Origin of the sequence: Kribbella sp. NPDC050820 (assembly GCF_040653975.1) — a bacterium.
GTDB lineage: Bacteria > Actinomycetota > Actinomycetes > Propionibacteriales > Kribbellaceae > Kribbella.
Genome location: NZ_JBFAHB010000144.1, coordinates 1 through 7,547, shown reverse-complemented (window position 1 = coordinate 7,547; position 7,547 = coordinate 1). Strand labels below are relative to the sequence as shown.

The window sequence follows — 7,547 nt, the reverse complement described above, 5'->3', positions numbered from 1 at the left end:
CCGCTGGCGGTTCGACGATCCTGGCGTCGATCCCCCCGACCAGTGCCTGTGCAGACGACTTCAGTCATGTGTGCAGACGACTACGAACATTGACACTGCTGATCAGCTATGTCGGGTGGATCCCCCTGCCTATCCTGCTGGCCGGCCTCACGCTCTCGCAGGTGGTGCAGGCATGGCACGTCCAGCTGATCGCAGTCGGGTTCGGCATCGTGGACGCGCTCAGCTACCCGGCCCGGCAGGCGTTCATCACCGAGATGGTCGGACCGGCCCAGCTGCGCAACGCGATCAGCATCACCTCCTCGGTGATCTACCTCGCTGGGCTGGTCGGTCCGGCGATCGGCGGCCTGTTGATCAGCACGGTCGGGCTGGGCTGGTCGTTTCTCGTTACCGCGGCCTGCTACACGGTGCCCCTCGTAGCGCTGACCCGGATACGCACCGCCGAATTGCATGCGCTCCCGCTGGCGCCGGCCGAGCGCGGGCAGCTACGCGCCGGGCTGCGTTACGCGGTGAGCCGGCCAGATGTGCTCTGGCCCACGATTCTCGTCGGCCTCTTCGCAATGTTCACCGGCAACCTGACGGTGACGCTGGCCGTCTACGCCAAGTCGGTGTACCACTCCGGTGCCGGTGGGTACGGACAGCTCACCGCGATCGTGGCGGTTGGCTCGCTGATCGGCGCGCTCATCGCAGGCCGCCTACACCGCACGCGACTGCGCACCCTGATGCTCTTCGCAGCAGCGCTCTCCGCCCTCTATGTTGTCGCGGCGGTCGCGCCCTCCCGGCTCATCTTCTGCGCGCTGCTGGCGGGCATCGGCGCAGCCACCCTTCTGCTGCAGACCTCGGCTAATTCCACCGTCCAGCTCGCCGCCCACGACAGCATCCGCGGACGGATCGTGGGCATCTACGTACTCGTCTACCTCGGCAGCATCGCCATCGGTGGCCCGTTGCTGGGCATCATCGTCCAGCATTTCGGACCCCGCGCCGGCATGCTGCTCGCCGGCACCCTGCCCGGCACCGCAACCCTGCTCATCGCCGCCATCCTGCTCGCCATGCGGCTACAACGTGGTCGTACCCGCCCAGACCGGGCACTCGTCTGACCGATGCAGCAACCTGCCCGCGGCCTCACCAGCCCTGCGTGCCCTGCCGTGGCCGCTCACGCAGATCCGCCGCATGAGCCCGCTCGGCGCACTCCTCTAATGCGAGTGCCGACCGTCCGGTGGCGTTGCCGGACGGCCGGCACTCTTCCAGGCTCGAGCGCTTGTACGCCGCGATCGAATACGGCGGCCTAGATGTCCTGCTGCTACCCGGGCAACCCTCTCAACTGCAGGATCAGCCGATCGGCGTCGGTGGCTGTCGATGTTCGGAGTCGTCTGCACAGGTCGGCCGCTGGTGGAGGTTGCTGTGCAGGCGAGTGCGAGTCGTGGCGGTGTACCGAAGTCGTCTGTACTAGCGTCCGGAGCTCGGCAGGTTCTCGGGTTTGGAGCTCTGCGTGGAGCGGGACGGGGTGTCCGTGCAGCCGAGTTCGGTCAACTGTGCAGCCGACTTCGAACATCGACAGATCCGGATCGGACACGCCGAGGTGAACGTCGAAAAACGTGTTGCGAAGGCGGAGTGTCCAACAACTCGGCGGCGACCGTTTGTGGAACAGGCCACGGCAAGGTCGCTGTCTGAGCTGACAGCGGCTCACCAACGGAGCCTGTAGGTCAGCCATGACGCCTTGAACGTTGGGGTGTTGCTGATGTTGACGACTCTCCTCGAGTCGACCCGGCTCACGGTCGAGAGAGAGAGAGAGAGAGAGAGGGAACTATGCGCGCCGGCCGTACAACGACTGCCCGTACGAGGGCACCGAGGCTGAGGTCGACGACCACATCGCCGAACTGGTGTCGGTCGACGACCCGGACTACGCAGAAGGGAACGTGGGAGAAGTGAGCACTCACTAGGGGTCCCCGGTCAGCTTCGGCTGGCCGGGGATTTTCTTATGTCGAACGTGTGGTCCGCAGCCTCTTGGATCGCGCCATCATCCCAGTAGATGACGGTCGCCCCGTCGTGGCCGTGGATCGCCAGCAGCGCTTCGAGGCTGTCCCACACCGACACGCTGGGATGCTCGCCGAGCCAGCACAACGCGACCATGCCATTGCTGAATTGGGTGATTTGGGCAACGACCCCGGTGCCGCTCGTACCGGTCACGTCGCGGTGACGGAACAACTCGCCGATGCGGTGCGGGATCATCGCAGCACCAACACCATCACGGTGGCGGCCGCGACGATCACGCGTATGGCGGCGTTCGGCAGCGTGAAGCTGCCAGGCTTCTTGATCCTCTCGTTGAAGTCCTCGAAACCCGTCAGGCCGAGCGCGGACCCGCTGGAGTGGGCGCGGGGATCCGCGACGGCATCGATTCCGCCGCGCCCTGCTTTCACTGTTGCATTTCCATTCTCGTGCGCGCCAGGAGTGGAGGTTGGGTGCTGGAAGGGGCCGCTGGCACCCAACTCCGGACCACGATAGAGATGGTTGCCCCGGTCAAGGGTTGACCCATCCGCGATACGGACAAGGTGCAGAGGCCGGGCCGACGGCATCGCCATGCGGACGTTCCTCCGAGCCAACCCCGACAGCTGGGCGTGTGCTGGAAAGAGATGCGGCGTGCGGCGGAGGGGTGGCCGGGCGGCGTGTCAAATGCACAGGGCAACGCGCAACGGCCGGGCGGTCCCCTGTGCGCACAGCCATGACCTCTCCCACCACGCCGCGCGGTCAGCAGCTACCTGCGGGCTGCCGACCCGTGAAAGGCAGCCGATGCTCAGCAGCGACACCGAGGCGCACGACACCCCAGGTCACCGTGTGGCGGCGTACCGGCCGAACTCCGCGAGGATCTGGGACGCCCCTGCTGGGCGGCAAAAGACAACTACCGCGTCGACCGCGAGGTACGGGATCTGCTGTGGAAGGTGAGCCCCGGGTTCTGGCGGGTCGCCCTGGTGAGCAGAGCGTTCAGGGTCCATGCGGTCAAGTAGCTGGTTGCCGTCGGCATCAGACAGTTCATCGACTGCGGCCCGGGAATGGCCGACCCGGGGGTGCATGACCAGCGAGATCGCTCATGCAGTCGACTCGACAGCGCGGGTCGCGTACGTCGACCGCGATCCGGTGGTGCTCCTGCATGCCGAAGGGCTGCTCGACGATGACGACTCGGGCCGGGTCACGGATGCAAGCGGCGGATGAGTGCGCCGCCTACGAGGTGCCCCCGGAGGAAGTCGGCGAGAGCGGCCAGGTCGCTGCCTGGCACGGAGCGGGCCGGCGCGGCGGTCGACAGACGGGAGCGCTTCTTGGGTGCGGGCCCGCGCCGTCGTACGGGTTTGCCCATCGCCACCGCGCGCAGCTTCGTGGCTTCGATGTCGATGGCGGCAATTCCGGTCTCGGGAGGCGGCGCGAGCCGCTGCTCGTCCCAGTCGTCGCTGTTGCCCGGCTCGGTCAGCCGGCCGAGCGGATCGATGTGCGCCACGGCTGCCCGGTACGCAGCCAGCGCGACGGCCGCGTAGTCCCGGGCAGCCCGCGCAGCATGAGCGGCCAGCAGGTCGGCATGAGCGGTTGCGAGCGCGATGCGCTGCCGGGCGGTGTCCTGCCACAGCTTGCGGCGCTCCTCGGCAAGCCTGGCGGCCTCCGCAGGCAGGAGCGGGTCCGGATCGGCTTTGTCGATGCCGGCCAGCTCCTTCTCGGAAGCCTGGTGGTCGTCGGCCGCCCGGCGCCATGCGGCGCACAGCGCTCGGTAGTACTGCTGGTGACGGGTGAGGATCTCGTCTGCGCCAGCCAGCCAGGGTTCGACGTCGGCCCCTGTCGGGGTGTGAAGCACGTACGTCGGGGTGTGCCGCGACGTGGGTGGCGTAGTGCTCGCGGTAGAAGTCGCGGCCGCGGTCGGTGATCTCGTAGGCGAGGCCTGTGTCGGCGGCGAGCGGCGGGTCGTGCTTGCCGATCAGTACGTACTCGATGGTCTTCGAGAAGCCCAGCTTCTCGCCGCGCTGGTCAGCGGCCCCACAGAAGCGCCAGCACCTCCCCATGCACGTTCGCTGAGCGCAGCCTTGGACGCGGGGCCGGTGCGCAGAGTGGTGCCGGCACGGGCGGCAGCTCGGCCGGCTCGGGTCAAGGCAACGGTGTGCATCATCAGCCCGAAGGGGTGGTGCGCCGCGTGTCTCTCGTGATCACTCCGCGGTCGGTCAGGGCTGCCATCGTGGCGCCGTTGCCTGGTTGTCCCAACCGTTCTTTCGACAACTGCGACTGCAGCCGAGTCAAGCCGAACAGCTCGCGGAGACTCGGTTCGTGGGCGAAGTCGATCTGGCGCCAGACTGCCGCTGGGGCGCTGTCGAAGTTGCCGCGCGCGGCGTCCTGTCGCCGCTCCGCCTCGATCTCGTGCTCGATGGCGTAGATGGCGGTCAGCCCCTGCTGGCGGTCGTTGAGCTCGGTCCAGGCGGCCAGCGCCTTCGACGTACGTGGAGCCACTTACGCCGTCCTACCCCGCCGGTCTGGCACACCGGGGGCAGACCCAGCCGTCGCCGTCGCGAGCCTGGCGCCACCCGTCGGCGGTGAGGGCGTCGGCCACCACCGGCGGGAGCTCGCCTGCTGCGGCCTGCTCGGCCAGCGGCCCGGTGACGATCGGGCCGTCGGCGCAGATCCGGCAGACGATCGGGTAGACCGCTCCCCTGGGCTGGCACTCGGCGCAGAACCGGCGCGTGGTGAGGTGCCCGGGAGCGGTCGGGGTCTCGGTGAGCCAGACGACCTGCAGGTCGTGCCGCTGCTCGATGGCTTCGGCGGCTGCGATGGGCGTGTGGCCGCACGTCGGGCACGGTCGGGCGCGCCGATGCGCCGCTGCACGCGCGGTACGGCGGCGTCCCCGCACCGGGGCGGTCATTCCGGGTCCCCGCCGGTCGACTGCCCCCGCCGGCGGCGCTGCCCGCCCGAGTCACTCGACGGCCTGTCGCCGCTGTCGCCGGCGAGCTGGCGGCGCAGCGTTTCGTTCGCTTGTTCCGCCGACCGGAGCGCGGCGTTCAGCGCGTCGACCCGTTCGGTCTGGGCCTGCTTCAGGTCCTCCAATTGCGCCAGGTGGTCACTGCGGGCCTGCTGCAGATCGGCCCGGGCGTCGCGCCGGATGGCGTCGACCTCGGTGCGGTGCTGCTGCCGGGCCTCCTGCAGCTCGGTCCGCAACTGCTCCGACGCCGCGCGAGCAGTCGCGGCCGCCTGCTCGGCGGCGTGCTGCTCGGCCTCAGCGCTCGCCTGTGCCCTCCGCGCCTCCTCCGCCGCGTGCTGCGCCTGCGTGATCTCCTCGTTCGCCGCCTGCTGGATCTCGCGGACCCGCTGCTCGGTGTCGGCGCGGACCTGCTCGGCCTCGGCCACCGCGGCCTCCCTGGCGTCCTCGGCATCCTGCTGCGCGCGCTGCGCGGCCTCGAGCGCCGCGGCGGTCTCGGTGCGGACCTGGTCCAGTTCGGCGAAGGCCTGGCGTGCGGCGGCGTCGGCTTCGTCGCGAGCCTCTTCGGCCGCGGCGGCGCGGTGGTCGGCGGCGCGACGGCGCTGGGCCTCCTCGCCCTGCAACCGCTCGGCCTCGGCCAGCTGCGCCCGGGTTTCGGCACGCACCTGGTCGACCTCGGCGGCCGCGGCTTCGGGGTCGCTGTAGGTCTGCAGCGTTTCCAGCGCGCCCAACAGGAAGGCCTGCAGGCTCTCCACCTTCGCCGGCAGGTCGGCCAGCTGCGCTTCCAACGTGGCTCGCGCCATCGAGACCGGCGCCGCTGCGCTGTCCCGGTCGACCACGACTCCCCCGCCGCCGCCCGTGCCCGTGGCCGCGCGCCTGATCCGCTCCTTGGCCAGCCAGGCGTTGCCCTTGCTGTGGACGACCTGGTTCCCGCGCGCGCCGCCGGGCCCCAGCTCGTAGCAGTACTTCCCCGGCGCGCCCGGCGTACCGGGCTCACTGACCGGCGTATTGGGGCAGTTCACGCCCGGAAACGCGCACAGACCGACGCGATCGGCCGGCATGGCCTCATCCGAAGGACTCGTCATGCCTCTCAGTCTACTGGATTTCGTCCATATGGTCCATAAAATTTACGTCTATATAGTCAATTCTAGAGTCTTTATAGACTGAACTTTATAGACGATAACTAGCGCATAATCCCCGTTATGCGCTACTCTGGGATCGTGGACGATCCAGCCGCCGACGGACCGGCGCCGCTCGTGTTCCGCCCCGCCGAGACGGCGGTCGAGCTGGCCCGGCCGGACACGACGACCGAGGCCGCGGTACGGCGGACCCTCGGGCAGCGGCGGCCGCTGCGGGCACCCCGCGCCGCGCCGCTGGTCGACCGGCTCGACCTGCTCGCCAGCGCGCTGACACCGGAGCTGACCGCGCTGGTCGTGCTGTGGCTCGGCGGCACCCGGCGCGGCAGCCGGGACACCCGGATCGCGTACGCCGACGACCTGTTGCTGTGGGCCGACTGGGCACGCCGCGACCTGGGCAGGGAACGGTTCGGCTTGGACCTGCACCGCGGCGAGGTCACGATGTGGCTCACCCGCCAGCAGGACGTCGGCGCCGCCGACGCCTCCATCTCCCGGCGGCTGTCGACGCTGTCCAGCCTCTACCGGTACGCCGCCAGTTGGGGACTCCCCGTCGTCTCCCCGATCTCCCTCGACGACCACCGCCCCAGGATCGAACGCGGCCGCCGCGCCACCTCGGCCCGCGTCCTGGACACCGACCAGGTCATGGCGATGCTCGCCGCCGCGCGCGATGTCCGCGATGCCCTGGTCGTCGGGTTGCTCTTCACCGACGCGCTGCGGGTGTCCGGGCTGTGCGCCGCGAACGACGCCGACCGCCACGACGAGGGACGACGGACCTGGCTCGCGGTCACCTTGAAGGGCGGGAAGACCAAGCTCGTGCCGCTCGAGACCACCGTGGCCGAGCTCCTCGACCTCTACCTCGAAGCCCGCCCGCCCTGGACCGGGACTGGGCCGTCCCCGCTCATCGTCGACGCCGCCGGGAAACGGCTCGACCGCCACGACGTCACCAGGATGCTGCGCCGCCTCGCCAGAGCCGCGGGCATCCCCCGGCCCGAGAAGGTCACCCCGCACTCCCTGCGCGCGACCGCCATCACCGACCAGAAGCGCCGCGGCCACAGCGCCGAAGATCTCCAGGAACTGTCCACCCACGCCGATGTCCGCACCGTCATGATCTACATCGACGACGCCGGAAGAAACCAACGCGTCGCCGCCATCACCGACGACCTCGGGCGTGTTATGACCGCCGTCCCCCGCCACCTTCGCCCACTGGCGTGATCTTCGTTGGTGAACTAGGGGCTGCGGTTTGATGACCTTGCGCATGGCTCGCGACAGCCCGCGCAACCAGACAAGATCCCGACCAGACGTGGTCAGCGCTCAACCGCGCGATTGCCGCGCTCGAGAAGGCCGAGGACGCGGCGATGACCCCCGAAGCCGAGCTGGATCGACGGTCGCGTCGACACGCTGCTCGGCGCGCTGGACGAGCTCGGCATGTCCGTCTCCCGCGCCGCCGCCACGGAACTTCATCCAGGAACGTG

The 7,547-nt window shown here is 69.5% G+C and carries 9 protein-coding genes; 3 read left to right on the top strand and 6 right to left on the bottom strand.

Annotated features, from left to right (window positions below; translation table 11 throughout):
• Window positions 1-1,094, top strand: a 1,094-nt coding sequence (locus AB0H36_RS47530; protein ID WP_360538848.1) for an MFS transporter, incomplete at its 5' end; no start/stop codon positions are given.
• A gap of 853 nt (window positions 1,095-1,947) precedes the next feature.
• Here AB0H36_RS47530 and AB0H36_RS47525 read toward each other — a convergent pair.
• Together AB0H36_RS47525 and AB0H36_RS47520 are read right to left on the bottom strand one after the other, a co-directional pair.
• Window positions 1,948-2,226, bottom strand: a complete 279-nt coding sequence (locus AB0H36_RS47525) for a hypothetical protein (RefSeq protein WP_360538845.1) — start codon at window positions 2,224-2,226, stop codon at window positions 1,948-1,950.
• On the bottom strand, window positions 2,223-2,576 hold the full coding sequence (locus tag AB0H36_RS47520) for a hypothetical protein (protein WP_360538842.1): 354 nt from the start codon (window positions 2,574-2,576) through the stop codon (window positions 2,223-2,225). Before AB0H36_RS47520 ends, AB0H36_RS47525 begins: the two co-directional genes overlap by 4 nt.
• Window positions 2,577-3,063: 487 nt before the next feature.
• Between AB0H36_RS47520 and AB0H36_RS47515 the strand changes: the two genes are divergently transcribed.
• Window positions 3,064-3,204: an SAM-dependent methyltransferase gene (locus AB0H36_RS47515; RefSeq protein WP_360538839.1), complete on the top strand. Its 141-nt coding sequence runs from the start codon at window positions 3,064-3,066 to the stop codon at window positions 3,202-3,204.
• Here AB0H36_RS47515 and AB0H36_RS47510 read toward each other — a convergent pair.
• From AB0H36_RS47510 to AB0H36_RS47495, 4 genes are all read right to left on the bottom strand, one after another.
• Complete coding sequence (locus AB0H36_RS47510) at window positions 3,182-3,832, bottom strand: hypothetical protein (RefSeq protein ID WP_360538836.1); 651 nt, start codon at window positions 3,830-3,832, stop codon at window positions 3,182-3,184. The genes AB0H36_RS47515 and AB0H36_RS47510 overlap by 23 nt on opposite strands.
• Window positions 3,833-4,140: 308 nt before the next feature.
• Entirely contained in the window at window positions 4,141-4,476 is a 336-nt protein-coding gene (locus tag AB0H36_RS47505; protein WP_360538833.1) for a hypothetical protein, read from the bottom strand.
• Between the two features lie 10 nt (window positions 4,477-4,486).
• The gene (locus AB0H36_RS47500) at window positions 4,487-4,885 is read right to left on the bottom strand and encodes a hypothetical protein (RefSeq protein ID WP_360538830.1); all 399 of its coding nucleotides are present in this window, start codon (window positions 4,883-4,885) and stop codon (window positions 4,487-4,489) included.
• On the bottom strand, window positions 4,882-6,024 hold the full coding sequence (locus tag AB0H36_RS47495; protein ID WP_360538827.1) for a hypothetical protein: 1,143 nt from the start codon (window positions 6,022-6,024) through the stop codon (window positions 4,882-4,884). Before AB0H36_RS47495 ends, AB0H36_RS47500 begins: the two co-directional genes overlap by 4 nt.
• A gap of 117 nt (window positions 6,025-6,141) precedes the next feature.
• On the opposite strand from AB0H36_RS47495, the gene AB0H36_RS47490 reads away from it, so the two are divergent.
• Window positions 6,142-7,287 (top strand): tyrosine-type recombinase/integrase, encoded by a 1,146-nt coding sequence (locus AB0H36_RS47490; protein WP_360538824.1) that lies wholly within the window; start codon window positions 6,142-6,144, stop codon window positions 7,285-7,287.
• The last annotated feature ends 260 nt before the right edge of the window (window positions 7,288-7,547 follow it).

Excerpts from the sequence above, each read along its gene's own strand:
- AB0H36_RS47525 (WP_360538845.1), bottom strand. The coding sequence starts at position 2,226 with ATGATCCCGCACCGCATCGGCGAGTTGTTCCGTCACCGCGACGTGACC.
- AB0H36_RS47520 (WP_360538842.1), bottom strand. The coding sequence starts at position 2,576 with ATGGCGATGCCGTCGGCCCGGCCTCTGCACCTTGTCCGTATCGCGGAT.
- AB0H36_RS47515 (WP_360538839.1), top strand. The coding sequence starts at position 3,064 with ATGACCAGCGAGATCGCTCATGCAGTCGACTCGACAGCGCGGGTCGCG.
- AB0H36_RS47500 (WP_360538830.1), bottom strand. The coding sequence starts at position 4,885 with ATGACCGCCCCGGTGCGGGGACGCCGCCGTACCGCGCGTGCAGCGGCG.
- AB0H36_RS47495 (WP_360538827.1), bottom strand. The coding sequence starts at position 6,024 with ATGACGAGTCCTTCGGATGAGGCCATGCCGGCCGATCGCGTCGGTCTG.
- AB0H36_RS47490 (WP_360538824.1), top strand. The coding sequence starts at position 6,142 with ATGCGCTACTCTGGGATCGTGGACGATCCAGCCGCCGACGGACCGGCG.